Origin of the sequence: Achromobacter sp. (assembly GCF_050285565.1) — a bacterium.
Taxonomy (GTDB): Bacteria; Pseudomonadota; Gammaproteobacteria; order Burkholderiales; family Burkholderiaceae_B; genus Achromobacter.
In genome coordinates this window covers 239,316-265,530 of the sequence record NZ_JBLZXG010000004.1, presented here as the reverse complement: position 1 = coordinate 265,530, position 26,215 = coordinate 239,316, and the positions used below count along the sequence as shown (strand labels likewise).

Here is a 26,215-nt window from a genome sequence, read left to right as displayed (position 1 = left end):
ACGGGGCCCGATCATGACAGGCGGCGGCAGCCGCGCGACCGCATCGTCCAGCGCCTCAGGGCGCCAGCTTGAATCCCAGATCCACGCCCCATTTGTCGGTCTCGCGCAGCCACTTGGCGCCGCAATTCAGACAGCGGAAATGATCCTCGCGGCTTTCCTCGCGGCCCTTCTGCGTCGGGTTGGTGAATCCCTGGTGCCCCAGGTGAGCATGCGGTGCCACGCCGGCAAGCCCGGGATTGATGCGTTGGCAAGCCAAGCACATAACGCTCATTGATGCTTCCCCACAAACATAGTTACTAAATTGTAAGGGATTTCACCAATGTTTTTCTATGAAAGCCTATTCCAGGCTAAACAAAAATTGTTAACGGCGCAATTAAACAACGGCTGGCAATGCCGCCAGGCAGGTCGCCAGGTGGTACGGCGAGGTCGAGGGCATATCGGCGCGCACCAGCGCCCCGCCGCCGTCCAGGCATTCGTACCAGCCGCCAGCGTGCAGGAAGCGGCTACGGAAAGCCGCCAGCGCCTGGGTCAGTGCCGCGCGGTCGCCCAGCAGCGCCAGCACCCGCAGGTATTCGGTCTGCGCCCAGACCCGGCGGGTATCGTCCAGCACCGCGCCATGCTCGTCCAGCGCGGCCAGGACCCCGCCCGCGTCGACCCCGTGACGGCGCGCCCACTGGACGCCGCGCGGCAGCGACTCCACCAGATCCAGCCCGTCGAACACCTCGGCCGACTCGCGCACCAGCGACAGCCATTCGAACTGGTGGCCCGGCTCGAGGCGATTGCCGGGCGTGCCTTGCGGCAACTCCGCGATGCACTGCGTCGGCGCGCTCAGGAACGACTGGCTCATGGCTTGCGCCAGCCCGCGCAGGCGCGTGGCGAACAAAGCCGGCTCGGCCACCTGGGCCGCGGCCAGATAGGCCTCGGTCAAATGCATCATGGGATTCTGCGCCGGCCTGCGCAGCGGCTGGCGCCAATCCGGACTCATGGCGGCGTGGTACAGCCCATCGGCGCGCCGGAACCGCGATTCGATGGTCTCTGCCGTGGCCAGCAGCAGCTTGCGCGCGTCGGCGCTGCGCGATCGCCTGAAATAGGCGGCGCAGGCGAACACGATAAAGGCGTGGGTGTACAGATCCTGGTTCGCATCGAGCGGCCGCCCCTGGGCGTCGACACTGTAACGCCAACCACCGTGCGCCTCGTCGCGGAACACGCGGCGCAGCGACGCGAACAGGCGCTCGGCATGCGCGCCGGCACTCGCGCCCGGCGCCTCGGCGTAGACATACAACTGGCGGGCGCAAGCCATGGCGCGATAGCGCTCGACAGGCAGCGGCTGGCCAGTGGCGGCATCCAGGGATTCGAAAGGCAGACCCAGTGCGTCATTGAAGCCCCGCCCCATCCACAGGGGCAGGATGACCGAGTCGAAATGCGCGCGAAAAGCGTTGATGTGCTCCGCCAAGGCGGAGTTGGTCTGTGCGGCAGTCATCTTGGAACGACGCAGGTCCGATGAGGACCGCTTGTTATGGAGCAGCGACGATAACCGAAATTTCCGCCGCCATCTCTGGAATGCCATTCTGAGCGTCATGCGCACACAGACCGGTACAGCCGTTCAACTTCGTTCAAGCGCGGATGCGCCTAGCGGAAGATGTTTTCCTCGACCCAGTTCTGCGCGAAGATTTCCGCGCGATCGCGTGCCTCATCCAACGAGGCGCAGTTGCCCAAGTGGGAAAACGCGGCATCCACTTCGGTGCCGCCCTCGGCCGTTACCGTCAGCAATACGCCATATCCGCCGGTATCCATGGCCGCTGTGGAAACGTCGATCAGTACTTCCTGGTCACGATGCTGCATGTGCTACCTCCCAGTCGGTTACCTAAACGCGTGAACCACGCGTGACGCGGCGGGTTCAGAAGGCCCGCGCAATGAATAGACCTGAATCCGTCACGCAAGTTCATCTTACCGGCGGCGCAAGGCGCGCGATACGTCCGGACGCTGCCAAATCCAACAAACCGTCTCAGGAGATTCCCGTAGCCCCGCCATGGCGCAACCACGCGCCAACGCCACATGGCGAGAACATTCACAAGAAATGTGCGAAATCCCGCGGCAGTGCGAGCCACGCGCCACAGGCCTGTCTTGAAAAGAAGGCGCAGAAACGGCCTAGCGCAAATGGATGGCGCCGGGTTCTTCCATGCGCAGCGCCAGCTTGCCCTTGTCGGTGATACGCCAGCCGCCGTCGGGGCCGGGATCGATGCATCGCAGGGTCTGCAGCGCCTCGGCCACGTGCGTCGGCAGGCGGGTCTCGAGGGCTACCGGTTCCGAATTATCGGCAACGATGCGCAGCCAGTGACCCAGTTCACCCTTTTCGAAACGATGCAATGCCATGCGTGACTCTCTGTTGAATGCCTCAACGATAGCACGCGGACGAGCACGCCCCCCTACGACGCGCGCAGCGCCAGCGGGCGCTTCAGACGCGCCGCCGCCGCCGACGCCGCCACGCTCAAGGCGATCAGCCCCAGGCCCAGCGCCAGATCGGGCGACAGGCGTTCGTGAAACACCACCGACGACACGATCAGGCCGATCAACGGCACGCACAACATGGCGATCGAGGTCGCCACTGGCGGCAGTTTCTGCGTCATGCCAAGCACCACGATGAAGGTCAGCGCGGTGGCCAGCGGCCCGGTATACAGGATCACCGGCCAGGCCTCGGGCACGGCCAGGAAAGCCGGCGCGCCGTCGCGCAGCCAGGCCAGCGCCGCCAGCGGCACCGTGGCGATCGCGGTCTGCCAGGGAATCATGTCGGCGCCCAGGCGCACGTGGCGACTGCCCCGCAACTGGATGATGTTGCAAGCCCAGGCAAACGAAGCCCCCAGCAGCATCACCAGGCCGACCGCCGTATGCGCCTGCCACGGACTGAAGGCGGGCGCCACGATCACGCCGATGCCTGCATAACTGAGCCCGGTAGCGAACCACTGCGCCGCCGACAGCCGTTCCTTGAGCACCAGCGACGACAGCGGAATCACCCAGATCGAGGTCGCGTAGGCGATCACCGACGCCCGCCCCGGCGCCACATATTGCAACGCCCACAGCGCCAGCGCGGTGAATGCGCCCATCTGCAGCAGGGCCACGCCCGCCACCAGCGGCCATTCCTGGCGCGTCGGCAGCCGCAGGCGGCCCAGCAGGGCCAGCACCGCCACGCTGATCAACGCCGCCGACCCAAAGCGGCTGGCCGCCAGCCAGAGCGGACTCATGTGCGCCAGCCCCAGTTTCATGACGGGCCAATTGCCGCCCCAGATCATCACCGCCCCGGCCAGGGGCAGGAACTTGCGCAAGGTGCTCTGCCGACTCATTACTGCCACTTCTACCGCTTGAATATTCCGTGTCTTGACCGATTCGCCAAAGAAGGGAATAGTCTATAGGGCAAACCCCAGCATATTTCACCTCAATTTGCCGTTTAAACGGGCATACTCGGCACAAATGAATTGCCCAACCATGAACGACAGGTCTGTTATGCCGGATATAAACCTGGATGCCACCGACATCCGCATTCTCAACGAACTTCAGCGCGATGCGCGTCTGACCAATGTCGAGCTGGCCGCGCGCGTCAACCTGTCGGCCTCGCCCTGCCTGGCGCGCGTGCGCCGGCTCGAGAGCGAAGGCTTGATCGATCGCCGCGTCACACTGCTCAACGCGCGCAAGCTCGGCCTGAAGGTCAATGTGTTCATCCAGATCTCGCTGGACAAGCAGCGCAAGGCCGCGCTCGACGTGTTCGAACGCGAGATCGCCGTATTGCCCGAAATCATGGAGTGCTATCTGATGTCCGGCGACGCCGACTACCTGATCCGCGCCCTGGTGCCCGATGTCGACGCACTCGAACGCCTGATCGTCGAGCACATCACGCGCATTCCCGGCGTCGCCAGCATCCGCTCGAGCTTCGCCCTCAAGCAGGTGCTCTACACCACCGCGGTGCCGCTGGGCTAAGCGACCGGCGGCGCAGGCGCTTGCGGGATCGGGCCGCCAAGCCCACAATGAAAAACGTCCGGCCTGTGACCGAGGCCGGCGCCCCTTCATCGCTTAGCAAGGAGTCCACTATGCCTGAAACCGACTGGTACCCCGGCAGCACGCTACCCGATCGTCAGGGCTACTTCGAAGTGGCATTCGACACCGGAGAGACCGAAATCACCCGATACGGCATCCTGGGCTGGGAGCCGGCCGAGGAACGCGGCCGCATCCTGCGCTGGCGCGGCCTGGATCCGAAAATCGAAGCGGCCGAAATCGAACGCGAGAACGCGGTGCGCAGCCACGGCGACGACATCCTGCGCTGACACGCCTTCCTTGAACGCAAAACGCCGCGGCGCGCGCGCCGCGGCGTTATTGTCTGCCTCGAAGCGGCCGCAACGACCGCCCCGATACCCTTTACATATTGATCTTCGCGATCTTGGTGCCTTCCAGCGACACGCCCGCCATCAGGCCGCCGTTGTTGAGCACGAAGCCCACCACGGGCTGTTGCGCCGTGTTGGTGTCGATACGGCCGTTGGCGCCGATATTGACCACCGCCACGGTGGCATCCGCGCCCACCGTCCAGCCATTGCTGTTGCGGAACTTGTTCAGGGCGTCATCCGTCATGAACAGCACGAACATGGCCTTGGACTGCGCGCCTGCCTGAAAGCCAATGGAACCGGCCGTGGTGCTGTAATAGCCGGCGTTGGCGCCGTTCACCCGCAACACCCCCTTGCCGTGCTCCGCGCCGATGAAGAAGCTGCCGCTCAGCACGTCAGGGAAGATCAGCACGCCCTTGGCGCGGGCGACCAGCTCCTTGGACTGCGGCGCCGCTTCATACAGCTTGCCCAACGAGGCATTGGCCGCGCTGTTGATCGATTGCCGCTGCTCCTGGGCGGACGCGTTCGACTGCGGGGTGGTGGTGGTGCAACCGGCGAACAGCAGACCGGCTACGCTGAGGGTCGCAGCGGCCATGCCGACGCGGCGCAGGACAGGAAAAGTGTCAAACATGGAACTCTCCTTTTTGTTGTCATCCATTGTCCACTCTACCGGCCCCACGCGCCGGCGCAAGGCACATGATGTGATAAACGAAACAAAACCTAGCGGGCCGCCTTGCGCCGCCCTGCCGCGGGTCGGGGATGACGCGAGGCGGCGCGTCCCTGCTCGCGGTCGTCCGAAGCAACATTTGGTAGGGCAATCGGCGTCTCGATACCAGGCAGCAAGCCGCTCGGCACCCGGCACCGGCATTTTTCAGAGAATGCCATAGCGCGGTTCCCCCGTCGCCCGATCCACCGAGACGATGCCGGACAGCACCAACTCGGCGTGCCTGCGCGCCACGCCGGCATCGGCGAAGGTCACGAAACGCGGCAGCGGCCAACGCTGGCGGAACGCCGCGTCACCAGGCCGTGACACACTGATTTCTATCGCCAGCACATCGGCATCGAGACTGACGACTTCGCACTGCACTTCGAAGCCGTCGATGTGACGCTGTGGCCACACATCCATTCCCCCACTCCTGAAATTCGTTTTTCCCGACCGCAATATGCCAATAAAAAACCGGCTTGGAAAGTTATGTTTTCAGGGGGTTATGACGTACTAGAACGCCTGGTGCCGACGCATCTGGACAAGGGCGAAAACACCTCGGAATCGAGCCTTTTTCACCGCGCCGGCGCGATCTGGGCCAGTGCGGCTCAAACGCGGCTCAACGCGCCGGAGGATGAATCCACTGCGCATCCCACAAGGCCTCGCCACGTTCGAGCGTCGCGGCCAGTTCCTTCTTGCGGCGCAGCGCCACCGCCGCCAGCAACGCATTGCAGATCGACAGGGCCGACACATACGAATCGAACGGCGAGGCGCTGGAGGTACGCGCCAGCAGCACGTGGTGCGCCTGCGCGGCGGCCGGCGCCGCCGCCGAATCGGTCACCAGCACCACCTGGCCGCCGCGCTCGCGGAAGACCTTGACCGCATTGGCCGCTGCCACCGAATAGCGCCGGAAGGTGAACGCCAACAATACATCCTGCTCGTCCAGCCACAATAACTGGTCTTCCAGGAACAGCGGCCCCGTCCCGGTCATGGCGCGCACGCCGGGCAGGCACAGGTTCAGATACAGCGCCACGTGGCTGGCCAGCGGCGCCGCCTGGCGCAACCCCAACACATGCACGCGCGCGCGCCGCTGCGTCAGCAGGCGCACCGCCGCTTCGAAGGCCGCCACGTCGAGCGCGGCGAAGGTGGTCTCCAGGTTGTGCTGATCGTGCAGCAAGGCATTGCGCAGGCAGGCCTGCGCCGACGGATTATCGACACTGACCGCATCGGCCCGCTCGCCCGGCGAGGCCAGCCGCGCGGTGAGCTCGGCGCGCGCCTGCATCTGCGCCTGGGCGTAGCTGTCGTAGCCCAGCTTGGCGAGCAGGCGCACCACGGTGGAGGCGCTGGTGCCGACGTTGCGCGCCAGCGCCGTGGCGGATTCGAGCAGGCCCTGGGGATAGCGCGCCTGCATGTCCTCGACCAGGCGCCGTTCGGTCTTGGTCAGTTTCTTGTCGTAGGCGGCGATGCGCTGGTGCAGATTCACGATGCGGGCGGACTCCAAGATGCCGGGCGCAGACCGGGGCGCGGCCTGGCTAGGTGATAACCCCAAATTCAACAATATTCATTGCAGACTATATTTCATTCTGCAATGTTCGTTGCAGAATAGACTGAACCGTTCGCCCCCACAAGAGAGCTTCATGAAGCACCCGTCCGAGGCCTTGTCGCCCGCCCGCCGCCAACTGCTGATGGCGGGCCTGGCCGCCGCCTTGCTGCCCTTGTCCGCCCGCGCGGACACCCCCTATCCCTCACGTCCCATCACCTTGGTGGTGCCCTTTCCCGCTGGCGGCTCCGTCGACCTGGCCGGCCGGCTCTACGCCGAAGTGCTGGGCAAGATCCTGGGCGTCACGCTCGTGGTCGAAAACCGCGATGGCGCCGGCGGCGCCATCGGCAGCCAGCGCGTGGCACGCGCCAAACCCGATGGCTACACGCTGGTGGCCTCGTCGCAAAGCTCGCACCTGGCCAACCCGCTGATGCACCCCAATCTGGGCTACGATCCGATCAAGGACTTCACCTCGATCTCGCAGTTGGCGCGTTCGCCCAACGTGCTGGTGACCAGCGCCGCCTTGCCCGTCAAGAACTTCGCCGAGTTCATCGCCTACCTGAAGGCGCACCCGGACGACGTCCACTTCGCCACCGCCGGCGTCGGCAGCATGGGCCAGCTCAACGCCGAGCTGCTCAAGCACACGCTGCAGGTCGGCGCGGTGCACGTGCCCTACCGTGGCGGCGCGCCGCTGCTGAACGCGCTGCTGGCCAACGAGGCCCAGTTCGCGCTGGACAACCTGGCGCCCTTCCTGCCCCACATCCAGACCGGCAAAATGCGCGCGCTGGCGGTGGCCGCGCCCAACCGCCTGCCGTCGCTGCCCGATATCCCCACCTTTGCCGAGCTGGGCCACCCCACGCTCAACGCGATGTCGTGGATCGGTCTGGCCGCGCCGGCCGGCACGCCGCCCGCCATCGTGCAGAAACTGCTGGAGGCGGTGCAGACCGCCGCCCGCCAGGAAAGCACCGTGCAATCGCTGGAAAAAAGCGGCGCCCTGCCGCCCGAACTGCAGACCCCGCAACAATTCACCGACATGATGTCGCAGCGCCTGGCCTTGTACAAAGACCTGATCGACCGCGCCGGCATCCGCCCGGAATAGGTTCCCGCCCATGCCCAATCCCGCTTTCGCCCCCGACACCGCGCCGCTCGAAGTCCTGCCGCGCGATCTTTCCGCCTACCGCCAGGGCAACACTGGCATCGACTACGTGCATCGCTTCGAGTCGGGCAAGCCCGGCCCGCACGTGCTGATCAACGCCCTGACCCACGGCAACGAAATCTGTGGCATGGTGGCGGCCACCCACCTGCTCGATAGCGGCGTGCGCCCCAAGATCGGCACGCTCACCGTCAGCTTCGCCAACATGGAGGCATACAACGCCTTCGACATCGACAACCCGTACGAGAACCGCCAACTGGTGCACAACCTGAACCGCATCTGGTCGCCCCAATGGCTGGACGGCGACGAGCAAAGTCCGGAACTGCGGCGCGCGCGCGAACTGCGCCCGGTGCTGGACGCCGCCGACTACGTGCTGGACATCCACTCGACGCGGGCGCCGGTGCAGCCGTTCTGGGTCTACCCCGAGATGGACCGCAACACCGCGCTGGCCGCCGCGGTCGGCGCCCCGGCGGTGCAGTTGGTGATGCCGGCCGGCCGCTTCCCTGGCACCGGCGTGCTCAACTACGGCCGCCATGGCGATCCCGCCTCGGACAGCGGCGGCGCGCTGGTGGTCGAATGCGGCCAGCATTTCGCGCAATCGGCCGCCACGCTCGCCACCGACGTCACGCTGCGGTTCCTGGCGCACCTGGGCTTGATCGACGCCCCGGCCACCCGCGCGCCCGCGACGCCCGCCCAGCCGTTCCGGCTGCTGCAAGTGCATATGGTCAAGTCCGAGGACTTCACCTTCACGCGGCCGCTGCTGGGCTTCGAGGTCTTCGACAAGGGCGAGCTCATCGCCCTCAATGCCGGCGAGGAAATCCGCTCGCCGTGCGACAACTGCACGATCTTCATGCCCACCCGCATGCCGATCGTCGGCCGCGAAGCGGTGTACCTGACCGAGCCCATGTAGATGTGGGAGCCCCATCCCTGGGACCTGGACGCCCCCGCCGCGGATATCCAGCGGCAGGGTTTCCAAGTCCGGGCGATGGCGCCAGTGCACTGGCAACGCATCCCCTACGACGCGTTGCCGGCCGCCGGCCTGTTCGGAATGGGCCGTGATCAGTTGATCTCGGCCGACGCCGTCTGCCATGCCACGGCAGAGCTCGCCGCAAAGCGCGCTCGCCCCCCAATCGCGGGCGCCCGTCGAACGCCGTTCGCCACGGTCACGCCTTACAGATCCGGGATCAGGCGCTTGCCCAGGCTGATCACTTCATCCTGCTGAAAGCCCAGGCTCGCATAGAAATCCCTCACCGCCAGGTTGCCCGAGCGGATCAACAGATTGATCTTGGGACAACCCATCTCCAGGAACTTGCGTTCCAGCACCCGCATCAGCGCCGACGCATAGCCGCGGCGCTGGTGCGCCGGCGACACCGCCAGATAGTTGACCCAGCCTCGATGGCCGTCATAGCCCCCCATCAATGTGCCGACGATCTCGCCGTCCGCCTCGCCGACCAGGAACAGGTCGGCCTGCACGGTCAGCTTGCGCGCCACGTCCTTGCGCGGATCGTTCCAGGGCCGCGTCAATCCGCAATCGGTCCACAGCCGGATGATGGCGGTCTCGTCCGCCGGATGGAAAGGCCGGATGGCCAGTTCGGGATGCTTCATGCTTCGTTCCTCTCGAAGGAAAAACGAAGGCCGGGCGCTACGCCTCGATGGCTGGCAAACAAAGCGCGCGGGCCGCGCAAACAAAAAGGCCACGAGGGTATCGTGGCCTTCGGGATGGAACACCGGGGATCCGGCGTTCGAACACGGCTTGCCACTCAACGCAGGCGTCGAGTGATTCGTCGGTTGTCCGCCCGGGCCGACAGGGCCGGCGGGGCAAGGTGAATGCGGTTCATGGCGACCAGCTTACACGAGGCGCGCGTGTCGCGACAAGGTCGCGCAGCGGCGTTCAGGCCGCAGCCGGCGCCGGCAGCGTGCCCTCCATCACCACCACCGCCTGGCCCGCCACGCCTGCCCACACGCCGTCCGGACGCACCTCGGCGTGGGCCAGCAACAGGCTGGCCCGCCCCATGTCCACCCCCTGGCCCACCCGCAGGCGCAATTCCCCCTGGCCCCGCAGCGCCGCCCGCAACGCCGTCGCCGCGCCCGTCGCGCTGCCGGTGGCGGGGTCCTCGGTCATGCGGCCGGTGAACATGCGCGCCTGGATGTCCGTCGGACCCAGCGCGGTCTCAGGGCCGCAGTCCGTGGTGTAGGCGTAGATGGAACGCGCGCCATCCAGCGGCAACAGCGCCGCGTAGCCCGCCGGATCCGGCCTCGCGCGGCGCAGCGCATCGCGGCTGGCCAGTTGCACCACCAGGAAGATCAACCCCACCGACACCACCTGCGGCGCGTGTTCGGCCGTCAGCACATCGCCTGGGGCCAGGCTCAGGGCGCGCGCCGCGGCTTCGGCCGTCACCTGACTGGCGCGCGTCAGCGGCTGCGGCGCGGCCAGCGCGGCGCCGAGCAGGCCACCGTCCTCGCCATAGCGCAGGTCGATGCGCACCAGGCCCGCTTCCTCTTCGAACACGAAGCGCGCTGGCGCCGGCTGACCGGCCGCGATCATCTCGCGCGCCAACACCACCGCCGTGCCCACGTTCGGGTGGCCGGCAAAGGGAACCTCGCGGTCAGGCGTGAAGATGCGTACCCAGGCCGTATGCGCGGCATCTCGCGGCGGCAATACGAAACTGGTCTCCGAATAGTTGAACTCGCGCGCGATGCGCTGCATCTGCCCGGTATCGAGCCCCTCGGCCGCCAGCACCACCGCCAGCGGGTTGCCTTGGTAAGCATGTTCGGTGAAAACATCGGCGGTGACGTAGCGGTAACGCATGCGGGCTCCTGGAAACGAATGGCGAATGCGAAAAATTATGCGCGCCACCCTCGTCCTGCGACAGGCACAGAGCCGCTCAAATCAAGGCATAACAGGCCGCCGGCGGCGGCCGGGGATGGACAGCTTGCCCAGCCTGAGCCCCCGGCCGGGATGGGCCGCCAGCGGCGCGGCGCGACCGGATTCAATCGAACACTGGTCGGAAGAAGCTGCGTTCGTAGCTGAGGATGCAGCGCGTGTCCTCGGCGTACTTGAAGGCCGCCTGGCACTGCGCATCGGCCATCGACTGCTGACGATAACGCTCGTACTCGGCCAGGCTGGGAAACGTGAACAACGCCAGCGCGATATTGTTGGCCCCTTCGGACGGCAGGAAATAGCCATGGTGGGTGCCGCCGAACTTCTCGACCAGCGCAATCCACATCTTGCCGTAGGCCTCGAATTCCTTGAGGCGGCTGGGGTCGATGACGTAGCGCAGATAGCAGGTGACCATGAAGACTCCGTAGCGGATGGATGAGGCGCGAACGCGCCGCGGCATCCTAGCTTGCAGGGCAAATCCCGGTCAATCGGCCGAGCGCGGCGGCGGCAGGCCAAGCGCCCGCATGCGGTCGGCGAAATGCCGCGCAACGTCATCGGGCATGCCGGTGACCATCGCGACCAACGCGTGGTGCCACGGATTGGCATGCGCGGTATCGAACCCGAAAGCCAGCGGATACTGGTTCTCCCAAGCCAACACTTCACCCAAGGCCTCGACGACGTGGCCGCCGCCATCGTCGAAATTGCCGCGGCCATATCGCGCCTCGATGTCCTGGCGGGCAAAGCGGTAGCGGCGCACGGGCGCCAGCGCAGATTCGTGCAAATCTCGACGCTCTTCGGAAAGGACAGCCTGGCGCGGTTCGCACAGGCATGCGCAAATCTCAGCCGAAGGGCGAAGTAGTCTTCGTACGCGAGGGATCACGTTCGTCCGCCATCCCCTGTGCCGTGGGACGAGCAGGCCGTGCGGGTCACCAAGCACGCTGCCCCGCTTCCGGCCATGCGCCAGATCGGCGCGCCGATCTGGCGCATCGGATGGCCGAAATAATGGCGCGAAAATGAGAAAGGGGGTTAGTGATTTTCATCACTAACCCCCTAGGGTATTGCTGGTCGGGACGGCGGGATTCGAACTCGCGACCCCTTGCACCCCATGCAAGAAAAACCATCAGTTTCCTTTGTTTTTCAATAACTTAGAGTAGCGTCCGCTGTTGCCACTGCTAAACGCTGCCTGACACGACTCAACGCTGCCACGCAAAACTCACGCAAGCGTCTGCCCCCGAAAGTTCGCGTCTATCCCCGAGCTGAATTGACGCCCGGCAACCTCATTTCTTTCCCCTGTACTTAAACCACAGCCCCACTGCGGGCAACAAGCCCTCATGACCGACGATGCTGGAACTGATGCGCAACGTCGAACATGGCGAAAACTCGTGACCCAGGTATGTAACATGCTCATTGAGTATCCCTCGACGGAACGCGCCGCCCGCCTTGCCGCACGCGAATGGTTCCAATCCACCACCCGCCTGACCGTCGCACAGTTTCGAGATATGAAACTGAGCGAGCACAGCTCGCAGCACGATGACGCCGCGGTGGAGTATCTGGTCCGCCAGGACACGTTCCGCCGCGCCTTTGCGGCCGAAGTCGGCAAGATCCTGGTGGACGAAGGACGCCTCAATGCGAACACGCCTTGACAGGCTCGCCTCCTTCCGTCTTGAACCCGAGGTTTATGAACGGTACGAGTCGGCAGCCGCAAAGGCAGGCACCACCCTCTCGAAGTACCTGCGTAACCGCCTCTCGGCGGACGACTACCTAACAGACCAGATTTCACAGCTGCAGTTGGTGTTGCTGGACAACGCCGATGGCCTGGCCGGCGACCACCCACTGCTACCCATCCTCCTGGAATTGCTCCTCTTGATCCGCCGCCAAACGCCGCCCGGCGACCAGCGAGCCGTTCGAATGGAGCTAGAACGCCAGGGGATCCTCCCCTGGTCGCCCTCCAGCCCGACGCAAAGCTAGCTTCGGGCGCTGCTGCCAGATATCTCTTCGGAGCCACCATGCACGTGCACCATGTGGCCGCCCTGACCTTGGCGGCCTGCCTTCTTTCGGCCTGCGGATTTGCTCCGCCCAAGCCGCCTGCGCCTCCCGACACTCCGCGTGTCCGCATCAACCGGGAAGACCCTCGGATCACCCTGCGCGGTCAAGCTGCGGCGCGTCCCGTGGAAGTCGCACGTATAGAGTCCCCATCCACAGCACCTGCCGGGCCGGCCGAAAACCATGAAATTGCCCGCTCCATCCCCATTCCAAAAGCCCCGCCTGCCCAAGAGCCAACGCCGCCGGCGCAGCCCGCCGAGCAGGCTGTCCACGCGCCGGCGCCGGCTGCTACAGGCCCTTCGGATCAACCGCCGGCGGATATACCGCTAGCCTCCACCGCCGAATCGGCCCCGCCAGTCTCGGAGCCGGTCCCGATTCCGGTCGCGGTCAAGGAGATCTGGCGCATCGACCCGGCCGATCGTACGGTGCGCCAGGCTCTGACCCGATGGGCGGCCCAGGCGAACTGGACGTTCGGTCCGGACCAATGGGAACTGAATTTCGACTTGCCGATTCAAGCGCCCGCGGAATTCCAAGCCGAGTCGTTTCAAGAGGCAACCCAAGCCCTCTCGCAGGCCATCGCCATGACCGAGTCACCCGTGCGGCCATGCTTCTACGCCAATCGCGTACTGCGAATGGTGCCTTTCGCTCGTAGTTGCGGCAGCGCCGCACTCTCCACACTGTCGCCCTGAACGCGGCGCCACCAGGATTCCCTTCATGTCCCGTCTCCGCATTCTGCCGGCCTTCCTTGCGCTTGTTGCGCTGGGCGGCTGCTCGGCTCTCAAGGCCACCGACCAAATCAACGAACGCGCGGGCGCTGAGCGTCTCCACGGCGATCGCGCCCTGGATGCCTTCAAAGATCAAGTCCGCGACCCCGGCCGGGCGCGCGGCCAGGTTGTGGATCTGCCCTGGGTCGCGGGCCGGCCTCAGCCGCTGGCCCGCGACGTATCGCTGCCGGCAGCGCTGCGCGCCAACGTCAACACCACCATGCTGTTCGAGGACGGCGCGCCCGACCTGGTCACCTTTGCCGCGCGCATCCAGCTTGCCACCGGCATTCTTACGCAGGTATCCCCCGACGCGCTGCTGCCGCGCGAGTATTTCTTGCCGCGCCTGGGCGGCGATCAAGTGCCGGTGGACATGGCTGCCGTGGCCGATGGCGGATCCGAGGTGCTTGTGCCGGCGCTCGTACCTGAGGCAGCTGTGGACCGCGTGCAAGGCCCGGCACTGCCCCGCAACGTCGGGCGCACCAAGATGCGCCCCTTCCCGGCTGGCGAGGTGCCGCTTTCGACGGTGCTGGATGCTGAAGCCTTGCGCCGCGGCGTCTATTGGCGCTATGACCCGGAAGTCGGCGCGATCCGCATCTACCGCACCGAGACACGCACCTTCTATGTCAAAGCGCTGGAATTGACGCCCGAGACCAGCCTGGAGCTTGGACTGTCCGGCCAAGGCGGATCGCAGAACGCCGACGGACAGTTCGCCTCGCAGAACCGCTCCAAGTATTCGACCGTCGGCCAGGGCGTGCCCGCCGACGCCGTCATCGCCAAGGTCAGCCAGTTCCTGACCCGCGCTGGCGTGGTCAAGGCAGCGAACGGCGCTGCCAACAGCATCGTCGTCACCGACACCAAGGACGCGCTCGATGCGGTAGGCCGTTTTCTGGAAGCTGAGAACCGCATCATGTCGCGCAGCGTGCGCATGCTGTTCGAAGAAATCACGGTCCAGCTCAATCACACGAGCCAGGCCGCCCTCGACTGGCGCCTGATCTACGACAGCCTGGGCCGCGCCAATGCCGCGGCGGGCCAGGCGCCGGGCGCGTTGCTGGACTCCACCAAGGCGGCGGGCGCGCTGGGTGCAACCGTGGGGAGCGGCCCCTTTGCGGGGTCGAAGCTTCTGCTCAATGCCCTGAATGAAATGGGCACGGTGGTGCGTCACACCACCATTCCGCTCCTGGCCTCGAATCTTCGCCCGGCCACGCTGGCCGCGCACCAGAACGTCCCATACATCAAGGATCTGCAGCAGACGCAAAGCACCTCCAACGTCACCGCGCCTACCGTGACCGTCACACAGGATGAGAAAACCGTCGGTACGTTCCTAACCGTCGTGCCCAACGCCCAGGACGATGGCCGGGTGCAATTGACGGTCTCCTACGACGACACGCGGCTGCTGGGCGCACTGAAAAAGGTCGAATTCGGATCGCCTGACTATCCGTCCTATGTGCAGCAGGCCAACATCGGCGGCCAGGGCGCCATCCTGCAGGTCGAACTCCGCCCGGGCCAGGTGGCGCTCATCGGCGGCCTGGAACAGTCCTCCGGCAACAGCACGCGCCGGCGCCTGGACGAGAACGCGCCGATTGCGCTGGGCGGCTCGGACTCGGCGCTGGATAGCAAGCAGATCACGCTGCTGCTGATGACCGCCATTCCCGAAGAAGGATTCTGAAGTGGCACCACAACCGCAACGCCCAAGGAACCTCCGGCCGCCTGATCGGAAGCCCGCCAGGCAGAACTACCGCCTCGTACCCATCGCCGGCACGGATAACCAGCTCGTACTGGGGCTCACTTGGCAAACCCTCCTGGGCGAGGATCTCGCCCAGGAGGCGCTGCGCACCGCTCGCCGTAATCAGGCGACCCACTATACGCAAAGCGGCGCGCGCAGCCCGGCCGTCGGCTTGCTCAAGGCCAGCGGCAAAGAAATCCGAACCAAAACCCGCCACCGGCTGTTCTCCGCTGCAGCCGCCTTCGCCCAGGCGCACGCGCACGGCCCCCACGTCGTGTCGTGCGCGCTGGCCGATGGGGCGATCTGGCTGGCGGTGGCGGTCGACGGCGTGGTTCAGGCGGGTGGTGATCGGATCCTGCGTAGCGCGGCCGACGCGCACGCGGCCATCGACGAAGCAAGGACACGCTACGGCGACATTCAGCTATACAGCAACGAGGTCGCCGGCGCGTTGGCATTCTCTCTGCCGCAGTTGGCGGCCCTGGCCAACGAACAATGTGCGCTACGCCGGGCCTCATTCAAGCTCTCGATGATTTCCCCGGCCTGGTGGGGGGGCCTGGGACTGCTGTTGGCGTATCTGGCCTGGGACACGGGTGCGTCCTGGTGGCAAGAGCGCCAGATCCGTGAACAGCAGCGTCAACAAGCGCTTCACCCCGAGGTGGATGCGGCCGGCCTTTGGAAACAGGCGCTGACCAACTGGGCGGACTCCGTTCGCGTCGACGGCAACGCCGGCTTGGCGAGCACTCTCGCCGCCATCGCCCAGGTTCCCGCCAGGCCAGGTCGGTGGCAACTGGTGGAGGTTGACTGCCGTCCTGCTGAATCGCGTTGCGCAGCCTGGTACCGCCGCACCCGCTTAGCGGACAACGGCAGCCTGCGCGCGGCCTTGCCCCAGAACTGGGGCATCCAATGGCTCAGCCTGGACAGCGCCAGCGTGCACTTGCCGATCGCTCCCATCGACGATCAAGACGCCGGCCGCGCAGCAGCGGGGAGCGGCGCCACTCGCAGGCTGGCACTTGCCGACCTGCCGACAGCCAGTGCGCTGAACGAGTCCTGGCTGCCCCAGTGGCAGGCCTTGCGGCCGGCGCTAGCCGATTTCACGCTCTCACCGGCTGCCGCAGTGCCCATCCCAGCCCCCAACATCAAGCTGCCTGATGGCTTGGAGCAGCCCGTGGCGCTGCCCGCAGGAATGACCTTGCCCCAGGCGCGCGACCTCGTCATCAACGCGCCCTTGCGCTCGCTCTATGCCCTGCCGCTGCCGCCGGCCAGCGCCATCACGCAACTGCAGGTCAGATACGCGCCACAGGTACAGCCCGCGCTGCTGACCAGCCAATTCATGGCCACGCTCAAAGGAACGATCTATGTTCAATCCCCTTAATGCCGAGGCCCGTTGGCGCGCCAGCTCTGTTCTGCTGGCCCTGCTGGCGGCCGCGGCCTGCAAAGCCGAGCCGGCCATTCAAGCCGTTGCGCCCACGCCTCCCCCCGCGCCAGTCAGCCGATTGGTCGGGGATATCCTGGAGCTCGACGCCCGGCGGGCGCTTCTTATCGAGCAGCGCGAAAACACGCCCGCCGCGCCGCTGGGCGCCATCCCTTTCGCGGCTGGCCAACCCACTGCAGCGACCAGCGATCCGCCAGCGGCACAGGCCGCCGGTCAACCCGTAATGCAGCTCCAGGTCATCGTGGGGGTCGGCCGCAACCTATCTGCCGTCGTTGTGCGCGCCAATCAACGCTGGGTATTCCAATCGGGCCGCCCGTCTCCGGTGGCCGGCCCTGACACGTACCTGCGGTTGATTCGAATCGAGACACCTTGCGCTGTCTTTCGAAAGATGCCCCAAGCATCCGCTCGCCAGCCGCTCGCAGCCGAGCCAGGCACAGCCGTTGAACCGGCCGAGCAACTAACCCTTTGTCTGCAGCACGTCCCCCCATGAGCCTTCGCCTTCTCGACAAATTTCGCCGCGCGCGCGACGCCATCCGTGACTCCTTCGACGACGACACGGACGCCGACGCCCAGTCCGTCACGCTCCCGGCCGTTGATGCCCCGCCCTATGACGCGGCCACCTCGGATTCCCCGCGCAGATCCAGCCCGCAGCATGACCTGGAGGACCTAGCCGACGTCGAGAAGATCTCGCCCGCGTTCCGCGCCCTGAGAGTCGATTGGTGCGGCTCGGCGGCCGCCGTTACCGCCTGCGTGGCCGAACTCGAGGGCAATACCTACGCTGTGTTCGCCAAACGCGGCCAGCTCGACTCAGACATCTTTCGCGCCGTCATGGCGCGCGCCGCCGAAGCGGCGCGTGGCAAGGCTGTCCCCGTCTATACCGTCAGCCCCGTCGTCCTGCTCACCCTCGTACGCGAACGCATGCAGGCCGATGACCTTCGCCACCGCAACCTGCGCGAGCGCAGCGCATCCGGCGGCCGATCGGCCGTACGCACGGGTTTTCATGACCTGGTCTCTTGGGCGGCCCGCAAGGAAGCCAGCGACCTGCACCTGCATCTGGACGCCACTCGGCCAGTTTCCCGTGTCAGCGCCACCATAGACGGCCAGTACATCACGCCGGCCAACCTCGCCATGCCGACGGAACGGATGGTGGAAATGGCGCGAGTCGCCTGGCTAGACGTCGTCGGCGGCAACGGCTCGTTCCTCGACATGGCGAGAGAACAGCAGGGCCGTCTCTACGAAGTGGTCGACGATCGCAACTACATGCTGCGTTGGGGATCATTTGTAGCAGACCAGGGGCCTTCGATCACCCTGCGTCTGCTCGACATCGACGCCAAGGTCGAAGTGATCGATCTGGCGACGCTGGGCTTCCTCCCATCCCAGGTCGAACAGTTCGAACGCGTCTTGCTAAGTCACGGCGGCGGCATCGTTCTGGGTGGCGTGCCAGGCGCAGGCAAGACCGTTTCCATGGGGCAATTTCTCGTGCGGCTTCCGCCGACGCGCAAGCTGATGATGATGGGCGACCCCATCGAGCTGTTCATTGACGGCGCGCTGCAGGCGAGCTTCGCCCGCGCCCTCGATGGTTCAGACGCAGAGGTGATGCAGGCCAAGCTGATGGCAATTAAGCGAGCCGCCGCCAGCGATGTCGATCTGGGTGAAATCCGGGACAAACTCACCGGCGCCGCCTTCCAGGACATTCTGCAATCAGGCAGCAACGGCTACGCCACGCTGCATGTCTGCGGCATGCTAGACATCCCGCAGCGGCTGGCTTCACCACAGATCGGCATACCCTACAGCGTTCTCGGTTCCCCCCGAATGCTCAAGCTGCTGGGCTACCAGGCCCTGTTGCCCGTCATGTGCGACTGCGCCTTGCCGGCGCAAGCCCTCTTCGACGGCGCGACCGACCGTATGGGAATCCACCGCCCCGGCGCCTGGTGGAAAAAGTACCTGGGCCACATCGAATCTCTCTATGACTTCGGCCACCAAACCATGCGCGTGCGCAACCCTGAAGGCTGCCCACGCTGCCGCAACAAAGGCATCCCAGAGCTGTTCGGTTACCGCGGCCGCACGGCCGTGGCCGAGTTTTTCGAGCCCGGCCAGGATCCGGACGCATTGCGCGCCATCACCGCTGGCGACACGCTGCGCCTGCACGAGATCTACGCCGGCCGGCGCACCGCCGCATTCGACCATCCCGACATGGATGGCAAGACAGCGATGGAGTGCGGCGTCTACAAGATGAGCCAGGGCATCCTGGATCCCCGCGACATCGAGCCGTTCTTCGTGTCTTTCATGACCCTGAAGCCTGGAGGCAAGCGATGAGGCCGCCTTTCTCCGTTCCTTTCGCCCTCAGCAAGGCCGGGCGCGCCGCATCCAAGTTCTCCGAGTACCGCGCCGACTGGTACGAGTACTTGGCCGACATGATCCAGGACACACAGGGCCAGCGCACGATCCTGCACATCCTGGAAACCGACGCGCAGCGCTACGGCCCGCGCAGCCCCAGGGGCATTCTGTCCGCCCGCTGGGCGTTGCGGGTGGCTGAAACCGGCGACATGGGCCGTACCCTGCTCGGCACCTTGCCCCGCGCCGAAGTGGCCGAGTTCGCGTCGCTCGAGCGTCAGGGCCAGGCGGTATTCGCCAGCGGACTGCGGGAGATGGCCGGGCTGGTGCGGCTCAATGCCCAGCTCAAGTCGATCCTGAAATCAACACTCGTTGCGGCCGTGTTCGCCCTGTTGGTGCTATGGCTGTCTCTCATGGTCGGGCTGCCCTTTTTCTCTGGCCCGACATTGCTGGAAACGATGCCGGATATTCCGTCGCATTACCTGGCCTCATACAGCCAGAGCTTTTTTGGGCTGGCCAAGTGGATCCGGGACAACACCATCGCGCTATGGGGAACGGCGGTTGCGGCGCTCACGTTGTTCGTCGTTTCGTTTCCGCGCCTGGACGGCCGCCTCAGGCGATGGCTGGACAACTGGGGGCCTTACCGGCTTTACCGGGATGTTCAGGCCATCCGTGTCATCAGCACCGCAGCCACGGCCTTGAAGCCCCGCGCTGGCAAGACGGTATCGATCCGCGAGGCAATCGACCTACAACTGACGGGCGCCCCGCCGTGGCTGAGCCACCGGCTGCTCGCCATGCATCACCGCCTCGACGATGCCAAAGCCGGCGCCGCGGTCTTTGACGTGGGTCTGCTGGACCGCGAAACCTATTGGTACCTGGAGGACCTGGCCAACACCCGAGGCCTGGACAACGCGCTGCAGAAGACGCGCGCCCGAATGGAAACCACCCTTCTTAAACGCGTCCAAGCGCGCGCCCAATGGTTGCGCTGGACCGTCCTGATCATTTCCATTGCAGCGATGCTGGGACTGCTCATCTGGCACTACGCCGTCATCTGGGATCTGCGCAATGCGCTCATGCTCGACGCCGGCGCATAGACCATCACCCAGCTCTTACATTCACTGGAGTACCTCATGCCCCTGAATCCCAAATTTCCTGCCGCAGGGTCTTCATCTGCCGCAGCGCAGCGCAGCGGCCCACGCGGGCTGCGCCGACAGCTCGGCCTGAGTCTGGCGGAAACCCTGGTCGTCATCGTGATCTCCATGGTTGCAGCCATCCTCGGGTATCCCACTGTCAAAGGTCTCTGGATCGAACTGCGAGTACCGTCCACGGCAAGCGAACTGCAGCGATACATGTCGCGCACGAAGCTGCTAGGCGAGAGCGACAACCCCACCCCGTATGCCGCCATCGACACAGCCAAGAACCTCATTCCCGCCATGCAGGACTCCTCTGTGTTCCGAGTAAACGGGAAGGTTGTCGCCCACCGGCTGGGCGGCACGGGAACCGGCACCAACGGCACAATCACCGTGGCGCCGACCGCCTTGGGCGGCGGCCCCATGGGCAGCGCGTTCGCCGTCACGCTCACCAACGTGAATGCCACGGCGTGCCCCACCCTCGCTTCGACCCTGAACGGCGTCTCGGAAACGATCAGCGTCAACGGGACCGCGGCCAAGACCCTTGGCGCCAACAGCGAAACCGGCTCGTTCAACCCCGTCACCGCGCAGGATCTGTGCGTCAAGGGCGACAGCAACACCTTTGTCTTTGCGACACGGTGAGCGCATCAACCCCGATTTCGGCGGAACTGCCGCACCCTCTACGGAGCAATCGCTATGCGGCCGGCTCGGCCCCTCTCTCTCACCATCCGCCGCCAGCAACGGGGCTTCAGCCTGGTCGAAACGATCATCGCCATCGTGGTGGCCACCATCGTCGTGACGCTTGCCGCCCACTTGGTGAAACGGGAAATCGACGACGCCGCCGCGCGCGGCACGGCCAAATACTTGCTGCAACTGCGCACAGCCGTCGTCGACCTGCAGCTCAAGCACGAAGCCTGGCTACGCGGCGAAAGCCTACCCGATGTGTCCGCACCCGCCGTCCCCAAATTGGTATGGATTGCCACAGGTGGCGTCCAGGCCGCTTACGGCGGCGTGGAGGAACTCAGGAACCTGGGGCTTTTGCCGGCCGGTACGCCACGCTATCCAGCACTTGGAGATCTGGCCAGGTTCGTTCTGGTACGCCAGGGGGCCTGCCCCTCACCGGACTGCCACACCAGCGCCTTTGTCTACACCTGCCATCCGATCAGCGCCCAGCGCAGCATGCGCAAAAGCGCTGTCTGCACCACGCCTGACGGCGCACGTGCGCGGTATTCGCAAGCGCTGCTGGGCCAGGTCCTGCAAGCAGCCGGCGGCTACGGCGGACACGACGCATTGAACAGCGCCAATGTGCAGGGCGCACTCATGGACGTACCCCGCGCCTGGTTCGACTTTGGTGACGCACCGGGGCACGTGGTGCTCGCCGCCGGTCTGGACGCGACGCCGTTCGGCCAATTCGTGCGGCACGGCGACACCCGTCCCGTCACCCTGCACAACACGCTGACGGTCGATCTGGCCATTCAAACCAATACCGGCTTGCTGCTCAACACAGCCGCCGTCGCTGGCGAGCATTGCGTCCCAGAAGGCCTGTATGCCTCGACCAAGGAAAGCATGCTGGCGCAATGTTTGGACGGTGTCTGGCTCCTGCGCACAGGCCACGTGATCACCGCGGCCTATCAAGACTTGCCCAACGGCGCGGCAGTGCCCGCATTGATATGCCCTACTGGCCAGCAGCCGTGGCGCCACGTGGCCCTTCAGACCATGGACGTGACCGTGGGCGGCCCAGACGTGAACATCGCCGGCTCGGTCGGCGGGGTCATCCAGGGAAGCGGCCAGGTCAACGCCGCTGGCGCCGTCACCGTTGGCGGCGCGTTCTCCGGCACGTTCCAGAACGCCGGCGCCAGCTCCGTCCACGTCGCCCAGGCGGTGAGTGTTGCAAACGACCGCATCGTGATTTCGCCATCGGACATGAGCGCTCGAGCTGCCCTGATCCAGGGCTGCAGGAACTGAGCCGCGGCCGGCTATAAGCATCGGGCGCGACGGCGTCACACCCATCTACTACCGTGGTGCTTCCAATGAGCTACCTTTCGCGGCAGCGGCAAGGCCGGCGCGCGCTGCTCCTGGCCGGCCTGATCCTGTTTCCCCTCGCGGCAGCGCAAGCCGCCGCGCCTACCGCCAACCAGGCCAATGTCAATCTCGAGACCGACATCAACACCATGGCCGTCCATGTCGGCCAAAGCGCCCCGCTTCCCCCAGGAGGCTGCAACCCGGGCTACGCCTGGCACACCACCTATGGCGGATGCCGTATTGCCCAAGAGCAGTCCGAATCGACACAATGCCCGGTAGGCCAGACCGGGACGCGCGCACGAACGCGCGTCGCATACGCCCTACAAGCCGACCCGCAAAATGTGGTCTACGAAGACTGGGGTACCTGGGCGGGGGATTGCCGAGCGTCGTCAGCGCCGGCCTCTGGCGATTGCCGATACGAACCGGGAAAGACGGAGATCGTGTTCTTCCGGCTACCTGGCGGCGATCCCGTTACCGTCATGCAATGGCAGGGCGCCATCATCGTCAATAGCGCGGTACACACCTACGGACAGATTCCTGGTTACGAGGCGGTCAAAGGGCTGGCAAAAGACGGCTGGCTTTACCGCACAGGCACACTCGCACCCAATCAAGGCGACTCGTTTGACACAACAAGCTATGAACTCTGTCGTGAGCCTGTGGACCCACCCTTGCCTTCCCAGGTGAACTTTACAAGAGTGCAGGCCCCAGACGCCTTGCATTGCACATTTCCTTGGTTCACTGTCCGCGCAACGTTTCCCGATGGCACCCCGGCCAAGGGGATTAAGCTGACGTGGACTCCGCTCCACAGCGTGCAAAATCGCCGAAAAGAGACTGTGACGGACGCAAAGGGGGAAGCAACATACAGTGTCGCCCGGACAACAGCAGGAGACACAATCAGGGTGCACTGGGGAAAGTCATCAATGGATTTGAAGTACTTCTGCATCGGTGGCACGTAGCCTGCCTGGCGAACCCACACCGCTGGTGACTAAGACGATGGGAAGAGCATCACGCCAAAACAAGTGAGCCTCTGTCTGGACCCACCAGGCAGAGGCTCGTATCGCGATCGAACTGAACTTTTAGGAGAAGCCAAAACGAGTCGTGATGGCGGAACACTATCGGCCTTTCTTCCCGATAACAATGCCTTCCCCTAAAACCTCGCAGTTATGGGACGAAATTACCAATCCAGGTATCGCCCGCAATTTCAGGCTTCCCGGCGTCCAGACCTTGGAGCCGAACTCGATCGCAAGCCAGCCGTATACCTTCTGCACGCATCGCCATCGCCCTTCATCTCGGGAAAACCTCATGCCACAACCAGACACGCGCCTCTGGGCGCCGATTCTCTTCGTCTTGCTTTTCTCTTCGTCATCCGTCTTCGCCCAGCCCCCCTCACCTGACCTACTCACCGGCGACAAACGCCTGGCGTGTGAAGCCATCATGTGCCTGTCTAGCGGCACCCGCCCAAGCGAATGCGCCTCGTCCCTCTCGCGCTACTTCGGTATCCATAAAAGGAAGCTCTCCAAGACCATTTCCGCCAGGCATGACTTTCTCAAGCTATGTCCCGCGGCATCAACAACGCCTGAAATGTCTGACCTGGTGCATGCGATGTCCCATGGCGCTGGCCGATGCGACGTGTCTTCGCTGAACCGAGACCTGGCGCGGCGGGCCGGCGGGGTTCTGCGCTACTACCTCATCATCGACAACCGGCTGCCGAGCTATTGCTCCTCCTATCTGTCGCACCAATACGCAGACCTTGACGGCGCCAAGCCGCGCTATGTCGGCACGCCTGGTCAGGGCGGCTATTGGGTCGAGGCGAAGGACTATGAGCGTGAGCAGGCGAACTACCAGCAGGCCCAAGCTCGCCGCCATCCTCGCGACCGCAACCAATACCTCGGCTTTCATGGAGGCGACTGATGGACTTCTCCACCCTGGCGCACGAATGCGCGCCGGCCGTGCACGTCACCACTCTGGCCGCCGTGGTGCGCCACGAGTCCGGCTTCGATCCGCTGGCAATCGGCATCAACAGCAACCCGCCGCGCACGCTTCGACCCAAGACCCGTCAAGACGCCACCGCCCAGGCCCGCCAGCTCATTGCCCGCGGCGTGGACTTTGATGCCGGCTACGGCCAGATCAACGTGCGCAACTGGGAACGGCTCGGCCTCACCGCGGAAACCATCTTCGATCCCTGCGCCAACCTCAATGCCGCGCAGCGGCTGCTCGTCGATTGCTATCAGCATGCCGTCAAGGTTCACCCTCCTGGCCAACCTGCGCTGTATGCCACGTTCAGTTGCTACAACACCGGCACTCTGAGTAAAGGCTTCAAGAACGGCTACGTCGCCCACGTCCTGGCCGCCGGCGGCGTACGCATCCCCGCCCTGCAACAGGTTTGCGCCCCGGGCGACCGGGCCGGACCCACGCCGCCGCCATATTCGAACAAGCGAGCGGCCAGCTCCGCAGAAGCAAGATCGCCGCCACACACGGACGCGTTTGAGCGCGCAGGCGGGGATGATCACCTGCTACGCCACCCACGACGTGCGCTCGGCCAGCGGCCGCGTTTCCCTCGTGGATCGAGGCAGCAAGTTCGTGGGTTACCAGCAGAGCGTCCTGGCGCAGGGCCAGCCCCGTATTGGAGTGGTCTGGTCGCGGATGGAGACCCCGGAAGGCGTGGTCATCAACCTCGACTCGCCGGGTACGGGGCCGCTCGGTGAATCTGGCCTGGACGGCTACATCGACACGCACTTCTCGGAACGCTTTGGCGCGGCCATTCTGGTCAGCCTGATTGGTGACGTGGGGACCTGGGCGGGCAACCGCGGGGGTAGCCAAAACAACAACACCTTCCGACTCGATGGCACCAGCAGCGCCGCGCAGGACGCCGTGGCCACCGTGCTCGATCACACCATAAATATCCCGCCGACGCTGTATCGCAACCAGGGGGGCCGGGTTGGCATCTACGTGGCGCGGGATCTGGATTTCAGCGGCGTTTACGCACTGCGGCCCAAGCACGGTTCAAGCCGTTGAGCCTACGCCTATGACTGGTGCTCATCACAAGTTCTGTTTACCCCGCAATCCCACGCCTTACTTGGAGCAGCAAATGCCTCGCCACAAGAATCCGATTTCTACCTCATCGGCGAATGGATTTCGCCAGATTGTCCCAGTCATTGGGGAGACCGAGGCCACCCTCAGCAATGGTGCGAGAAACACCCCGGATCTACCCGCTGGGCAAGCCCAGGCGCTGCAAGATGGATCTCGAAGCCCCGCCGGCCATCGCTGCGCCACCCGCGCTCCTCACCGGCCGGCGACGCACCGACCACTGTGCTACAGCCTGGCCATGAAACTCGCCGCGGCACGCGCGGCGGCGGCCCAGCCTCGGCTACTTGCCGTAACGAGCAACGTAACCACGTGGCGTGAAGCGCTCGCTTGAGCTCGCAGCCTTAACCCGACCATGTCGACCTGCTCAGCCAACTAACATTCGAATCCCCCCAATTTCTCAAATCTAGGACTAAATAACACCCCTCAAAGCAGCCGCCCAGCCGGTAGCTCGGGTAAAAAAGTCTTACGAATGGGCTTTCGTTTTGCTCGGATCGCGCAGCATCCCATGGAGGGGCTCTCACATGGATAAGAGCATCAAGACCGTAGATTCCCATGCCGCATTTGGGCTTATGGTGAACCTAATCCAAGCAATCCCGTGGATCGTTCACAACCCCTCGCTAGGGCTGCCGTCTGTCTCTATGAGGAATGAGCGTCGCAGCGAAGCCATCACGGTGATCTTCGTCATATGTCGATCCCGATGCCTGAATGGCTGGCCGCCACGCACACACGCCGATACGCGCGCCACCGTTTCCTATCTGCTGATGGACTTCATGGTCAAGCTCAAAGATCCACATGCGGATCTCTCGCGGCGCTCCTGGCATGTTCCAGCTGACCAGCCAGCGTACATTCAGGCACTTGAGATCCTGGAGAGCGAGGTCCTGCGGAGCCATCCCTTCACCTGACCTATCCTGCCGCCCACGGTGCATTTCAACGCAGGCTTAGCCCAGCCGATTTGCGCCGTGCCAGGCCGATCAATACGCAACACCTTTGATCCAACGCTAGCGTGGGCATAGGCGTACCTCTACAGCGCCTTGGC

General features: G+C 64.9%; 30 protein-coding genes and 1 pseudogene. 19 read left to right on the top strand and 12 right to left on the bottom strand.

The features are described 5' to 3' along the window. Positions 1-55 precede the first annotated feature (55 nt). From ACN6O8_RS10015 to ACN6O8_RS09995, 5 genes are all read right to left on the bottom strand, one after another. Positions 56-271 carry a hypothetical protein gene (locus ACN6O8_RS10015; protein ID WP_042792993.1) on the bottom strand — a complete coding sequence of 72 codons (216 nt, stop codon included), beginning with the start codon at positions 269-271 and terminating at the stop codon, positions 56-58. Between the two features lie 102 nt (positions 272-373). Continuing rightward, on the bottom strand, positions 374-1,480 hold the full coding sequence (locus ACN6O8_RS10010) for an AGE family epimerase/isomerase (RefSeq protein ID WP_427990897.1): 1,107 nt from the start codon (positions 1,478-1,480) through the stop codon (positions 374-376). 149 nt (positions 1,481-1,629) lie between these two features. Then, the gene (locus ACN6O8_RS10005) at positions 1,630-1,842 is read right to left on the bottom strand and encodes a hypothetical protein (RefSeq protein ID WP_006218759.1); all 213 of its coding nucleotides are present in this window, start codon (positions 1,840-1,842) and stop codon (positions 1,630-1,632) included. Between the two features lie 306 nt (positions 1,843-2,148). After that, a complete protein-coding gene (locus ACN6O8_RS10000; protein ID WP_427990896.1) occupies positions 2,149-2,373 on the bottom strand; it encodes a hypothetical protein in 225 nt (74 codons plus the stop codon). 53 nt (positions 2,374-2,426) lie between these two features. Beyond that, entirely contained in the window at positions 2,427-3,338 is a 912-nt protein-coding gene (locus tag ACN6O8_RS09995) for a DMT family transporter (RefSeq protein ID WP_427990895.1), read from the bottom strand. Positions 3,339-3,498: 160 nt separating this feature from the next. Between ACN6O8_RS09995 and ACN6O8_RS09990 the strand changes: the two genes are divergently transcribed. Then, positions 3,499-3,969 carry an Lrp/AsnC family transcriptional regulator gene (locus ACN6O8_RS09990; protein ID WP_241048879.1) on the top strand — a complete coding sequence of 157 codons (471 nt, stop codon included), beginning with the start codon at positions 3,499-3,501 and terminating at the stop codon, positions 3,967-3,969. A 110-nt stretch (positions 3,970-4,079) separates the two neighbouring features. Continuing rightward, positions 4,080-4,313 carry a hypothetical protein gene (locus ACN6O8_RS09985; protein WP_427990894.1) on the top strand — a complete coding sequence of 78 codons (234 nt, stop codon included), beginning with the start codon at positions 4,080-4,082 and terminating at the stop codon, positions 4,311-4,313. A 91-nt stretch (positions 4,314-4,404) separates the two neighbouring features. Here the strand turns inward: ACN6O8_RS09985 and ACN6O8_RS09980 are convergent, their stop codons facing one another. From ACN6O8_RS09980 to ACN6O8_RS09970, 3 genes are all read right to left on the bottom strand, one after another. Further along, on the bottom strand, positions 4,405-4,998 hold the full coding sequence (locus ACN6O8_RS09980; RefSeq protein WP_427990893.1) for a BPSL1445 family SYLF domain-containing lipoprotein: 594 nt from the start codon (positions 4,996-4,998) through the stop codon (positions 4,405-4,407). A 240-nt stretch (positions 4,999-5,238) separates the two neighbouring features. After that, positions 5,239-5,493 carry a hypothetical protein gene (locus tag ACN6O8_RS09975; RefSeq protein WP_427990892.1) on the bottom strand — a complete coding sequence of 85 codons (255 nt, stop codon included), beginning with the start codon at positions 5,491-5,493 and terminating at the stop codon, positions 5,239-5,241. Between the two features lie 196 nt (positions 5,494-5,689). Beyond that, a complete protein-coding gene (locus tag ACN6O8_RS09970) occupies positions 5,690-6,553 on the bottom strand; it encodes a MurR/RpiR family transcriptional regulator (protein ID WP_427990891.1) in 864 nt (287 codons plus the stop codon). 154 nt (positions 6,554-6,707) lie between these two features. On the opposite strand from ACN6O8_RS09970, the gene ACN6O8_RS09965 reads away from it, so the two are divergent. Both ACN6O8_RS09965 and ACN6O8_RS09960 read left to right on the top strand, forming a co-directional pair. Continuing rightward, positions 6,708-7,709: a Bug family tripartite tricarboxylate transporter substrate binding protein gene (locus ACN6O8_RS09965; protein ID WP_427990890.1), complete on the top strand. Its 1,002-nt coding sequence runs from the start codon at positions 6,708-6,710 to the stop codon at positions 7,707-7,709. 10 nt (positions 7,710-7,719) lie between these two features. Then, entirely contained in the window at positions 7,720-8,673 is a 954-nt protein-coding gene (locus ACN6O8_RS09960) for a succinylglutamate desuccinylase (protein WP_427990889.1), read from the top strand. Positions 8,674-8,933: 260 nt separating this feature from the next. Here the strand turns inward: ACN6O8_RS09960 and ACN6O8_RS09955 are convergent, their stop codons facing one another. The 4 genes from ACN6O8_RS09955 to ACN6O8_RS09940 all read right to left on the bottom strand — a co-directional run bounded on the left by ACN6O8_RS09955 (position 8,934) and on the right by ACN6O8_RS09940 (position 11,401). Continuing rightward, the gene (locus tag ACN6O8_RS09955) at positions 8,934-9,368 is read right to left on the bottom strand and encodes a GNAT family acetyltransferase (protein ID WP_427990888.1); all 435 of its coding nucleotides are present in this window, start codon (positions 9,366-9,368) and stop codon (positions 8,934-8,936) included. Positions 9,369-9,654: 286 nt separating this feature from the next. After that, positions 9,655-10,572, bottom strand: a complete 918-nt coding sequence (locus ACN6O8_RS09950) for a PhzF family phenazine biosynthesis protein (protein WP_427990887.1) — start codon at positions 10,570-10,572, stop codon at positions 9,655-9,657. Positions 10,573-10,753: 181 nt separating this feature from the next. Next, the gene (locus ACN6O8_RS09945; RefSeq protein WP_427990886.1) at positions 10,754-11,059 is read right to left on the bottom strand and encodes an NIPSNAP family protein; all 306 of its coding nucleotides are present in this window, start codon (positions 11,057-11,059) and stop codon (positions 10,754-10,756) included. 69 nt (positions 11,060-11,128) lie between these two features. Further along, positions 11,129-11,401 carry a hypothetical protein gene (locus ACN6O8_RS09940; protein ID WP_427990885.1) on the bottom strand — a complete coding sequence of 91 codons (273 nt, stop codon included), beginning with the start codon at positions 11,399-11,401 and terminating at the stop codon, positions 11,129-11,131. Positions 11,402-11,975: 574 nt separating this feature from the next. Here ACN6O8_RS09940 and ACN6O8_RS09935 point away from each other — a divergent pair. The 15 genes and pseudogenes from ACN6O8_RS09935 to ACN6O8_RS09865 all read left to right on the top strand — a co-directional run bounded on the left by ACN6O8_RS09935 (position 11,976) and on the right by ACN6O8_RS09865 (position 26,081). Further along, positions 11,976-12,287 carry a hypothetical protein gene (locus ACN6O8_RS09935; RefSeq protein WP_427990884.1) on the top strand — a complete coding sequence of 104 codons (312 nt, stop codon included), beginning with the start codon at positions 11,976-11,978 and terminating at the stop codon, positions 12,285-12,287. Further along, on the top strand, positions 12,271-12,612 hold the full coding sequence (locus tag ACN6O8_RS09930) for a hypothetical protein (protein WP_427990883.1): 342 nt from the start codon (positions 12,271-12,273) through the stop codon (positions 12,610-12,612). Before ACN6O8_RS09935 ends, ACN6O8_RS09930 begins: the two co-directional genes overlap by 17 nt. A 38-nt stretch (positions 12,613-12,650) precedes the next feature. Further along, positions 12,651-13,376 (top strand): TcpQ domain-containing protein, encoded by a 726-nt coding sequence (locus ACN6O8_RS09925; RefSeq protein WP_427990882.1) that lies wholly within the window; start codon positions 12,651-12,653, stop codon positions 13,374-13,376. Positions 13,377-13,401: 25 nt separating this feature from the next. After that, on the top strand, positions 13,402-15,117 hold the full coding sequence (locus tag ACN6O8_RS09920; protein WP_427990881.1) for a type II secretion system protein GspD: 1,716 nt from the start codon (positions 13,402-13,404) through the stop codon (positions 15,115-15,117). A 1-nt stretch (position 15,118) separates the two neighbouring features. Next, entirely contained in the window at positions 15,119-16,546 is a 1,428-nt protein-coding gene (locus ACN6O8_RS09915; protein WP_427990880.1) for a hypothetical protein, read from the top strand. Further along, positions 16,530-17,096, top strand: coding sequence for a hypothetical protein (locus ACN6O8_RS09910; protein WP_427990879.1), 567 nt, complete (start codon positions 16,530-16,532; stop codon positions 17,094-17,096). Before ACN6O8_RS09915 ends, ACN6O8_RS09910 begins: the two co-directional genes overlap by 17 nt. Beyond that, on the top strand, positions 17,093-18,922 hold the full coding sequence (locus ACN6O8_RS09905; protein WP_427990878.1) for an ATPase, T2SS/T4P/T4SS family: 1,830 nt from the start codon (positions 17,093-17,095) through the stop codon (positions 18,920-18,922). The genes ACN6O8_RS09910 and ACN6O8_RS09905 overlap by 4 nt, the downstream gene beginning before the upstream one ends. Further along, positions 18,919-20,034 (top strand): hypothetical protein, encoded by a 1,116-nt coding sequence (locus ACN6O8_RS09900; RefSeq protein ID WP_427990877.1) that lies wholly within the window; start codon positions 18,919-18,921, stop codon positions 20,032-20,034. Before ACN6O8_RS09905 ends, ACN6O8_RS09900 begins: the two co-directional genes overlap by 4 nt. Positions 20,035-20,070: 36 nt before the next feature. Beyond that, complete coding sequence (locus ACN6O8_RS09895; protein WP_427990876.1) at positions 20,071-20,712, top strand: type 4 pilus major pilin; 642 nt, start codon at positions 20,071-20,073, stop codon at positions 20,710-20,712. Between the two features lie 54 nt (positions 20,713-20,766). Continuing rightward, positions 20,767-22,035 carry a type II secretion system protein gene (locus tag ACN6O8_RS09890; RefSeq protein ID WP_427990875.1) on the top strand — a complete coding sequence of 423 codons (1,269 nt, stop codon included), beginning with the start codon at positions 20,767-20,769 and terminating at the stop codon, positions 22,033-22,035. 65 nt (positions 22,036-22,100) lie between these two features. Continuing rightward, the gene (locus tag ACN6O8_RS09885; protein WP_427990874.1) at positions 22,101-23,048 is read left to right on the top strand and encodes a hypothetical protein; all 948 of its coding nucleotides are present in this window, start codon (positions 22,101-22,103) and stop codon (positions 23,046-23,048) included. A 145-nt stretch (positions 23,049-23,193) separates the two neighbouring features. After that, positions 23,194-24,003 (top strand): TrbM/KikA/MpfK family conjugal transfer protein, encoded by an 810-nt coding sequence (locus ACN6O8_RS09880; RefSeq protein ID WP_427990873.1) that lies wholly within the window; start codon positions 23,194-23,196, stop codon positions 24,001-24,003. Continuing rightward, positions 24,003-24,410: pseudogene (locus tag ACN6O8_RS09875) on the top strand (lytic transglycosylase domain-containing protein); the annotation flags it as partial. The gene ACN6O8_RS09880 and the pseudogene ACN6O8_RS09875, both read left to right, overlap by 1 nt. A gap of 184 nt (positions 24,411-24,594) precedes the next feature. Next, the gene (locus tag ACN6O8_RS09870) at positions 24,595-25,107 is read left to right on the top strand and encodes a TrbI/VirB10 family protein (RefSeq protein ID WP_427990872.1); all 513 of its coding nucleotides are present in this window, start codon (positions 24,595-24,597) and stop codon (positions 25,105-25,107) included. 593 nt (positions 25,108-25,700) lie between these two features. Continuing rightward, positions 25,701-26,081 carry a hypothetical protein gene (locus ACN6O8_RS09865; RefSeq protein ID WP_427990871.1) on the top strand — a complete coding sequence of 127 codons (381 nt, stop codon included), beginning with the start codon at positions 25,701-25,703 and terminating at the stop codon, positions 26,079-26,081. Positions 26,082-26,215 lie beyond the last annotated feature (134 nt).